At 68.7% G+C, this 1,555-nt stretch carries 2 protein-coding genes; both read left to right on the top strand.

What is annotated here, in order from left to right; translation table 11 throughout:
* The coding region (locus ACFRCR_RS18695) for a TrmH family RNA methyltransferase (RefSeq protein WP_377679685.1) at positions 1-277 on the top strand (277 nt) is incomplete at its 5' end.
* Between the two features lie 170 nt (positions 278-447).
* Positions 448-1,470: a class II fructose-bisphosphate aldolase gene (gene fbaA, locus ACFRCR_RS18690; RefSeq protein ID WP_030151060.1), complete on the top strand. Its 1,023-nt coding sequence runs from the start codon at positions 448-450 to the stop codon at positions 1,468-1,470.
* The last annotated feature ends 85 nt before the right edge of the window (positions 1,471-1,555 follow it).

Here is a 1,555-nt window from a genome sequence, read left to right as displayed (position 1 = left end):
GCTGGCCTGGGCCGCGGACGCCCGCGGCGGCGCGGGCGTCCCCGTCATCGGGATCGACAACGTGCCGGGCTCGATCCCCCTCGAGGGGTACGCGTTCCCGCCCGAGTGCGTGCTGCTGTTCGGCCAGGAGAGCACGGGCCTGTCGGACGAGGCGCGGGCGGCGAGCCGCGACGTCCTGCACATCACGCAGCACGGCTCGACGAGGTCGATCAACGCGGGCGCCGCGGCGGCGATCGCGATGCACGCATGGGTCACGCAGCACCTCACGATCCCCTGACGGGTCGGCACCGCAGCCCGCTCCGCGAGACGTCCCAACCCGTGGTGACGAGCGTCCACCTGAGGGACGGGCGACACCCCCGGTAGGGATCCATGACAAAATCATGGGGATAACAGGGCGCGCGGCAGTGTCGTCGGCACCCACCTCCTTCCGTCATTGGAGTTCTGCAGATGGCTATCGCAACCCCCGAGGTCTACGCCGAGATGATCGACCGCGCGAAGGCAGGCAAGTTCGCCTACCCCGCCGTCAACATCACGTCCTCGCAGACCGTGACCGCCGCCATTCAGGGCTTCGCCGAGGCCGAGTCCGACGGCATCATCCAGGTCTCCGTCGGTGGCGCCGAGTACGCGTCGGGCTCGACGATCAAGGACCGCGTGACCGGTTCGCTCGCCCTCGCGGCCTACGCGACCGAGGTCGCGAAGAAGTACGACGTCACCATCGCCCTGCACACGGACCACTGCGCCAAGCAGAACCTGGACTCCTGGGTCCGCCCGCTGCTCGCGATCGAGGCCGAGCAGGTCAAGAACGGTGGCCTGCCCACCTTCCAGTCGCACATGTGGGACGGCTCGTCCGTGCCGCTCGACGAGAACCTGATCATCGCCGAGGAGCTCCTCGAGCTCTCCGTCGCCGCGCGCACCATCCTCGAGATCGAGGTCGGCGTCGTCGGTGGCGAGGAGGACGGCCACACGGCCGAGATCAACGACAAGCTCTACACGACGGTCGAGGACGGTCTCGCGACGGTCAAGGCCCTCGGTGCGGGCGAGAAGGGCCGCTACCTGACGGCCCTCACGTTCGGCAACGTGCACGGCGTCTACAAGCCGGGTGCGGTCAAGCTGCGTCCGTCGATCCTCGCGGACATCCAGAAGGCCGTCGGCGACGCCATCGGCAAGGAGAACCCGTTCGACCTCGTCTTCCACGGCGGCTCGGGCTCGACGCTCGAGGAGATCACGGAGGCCGTGGACAACGGCGTCATCAAGATGAACATCGACACGGACACGCAGTACGCGTTCACGCGTCCGGTCGTCGACCACATGTTCCGCAACTACGACGGCGTCCTGAAGATCGACGGCGAGGTGGGCAACAAGAAGGCCTACGACCCGCGCGCCTGGGGCAAGCTCGCCGAGGCCGGCATGGCTCAGCGCATCGTCGAGGCGTCGCAGCAGCTGCGTTCCGCGGGCCAGAAGATCCGCTGAACCCGGTGAGCCGCCCACCAGGGCGGTGACCGCGGCGGGAGCGTCCCGCCACCTGGAGTGCCAGCAGGCCCCGGTCCGTCAGGAC

Origin of the sequence: Oerskovia sp. NPDC056781, assembly GCF_042789955.1 — a bacterium.
GTDB classification, from domain to species: Bacteria; Actinomycetota; Actinomycetes; order Actinomycetales; family Cellulomonadaceae; genus Oerskovia; species Oerskovia rustica.
Note: the sequence above shows the minus strand (reverse complement) of the source record. Positions and strands in the feature narration are given on the sequence as shown.

What these genes read in the sequence shown, in the direction of transcription:
- fbaA (WP_030151060.1), top strand. Translation starts at nt 448, where the DNA reads ATGGCTATCGCAACCCCCGAGGTCTACGCCGAGATGATCGACCGCGCG.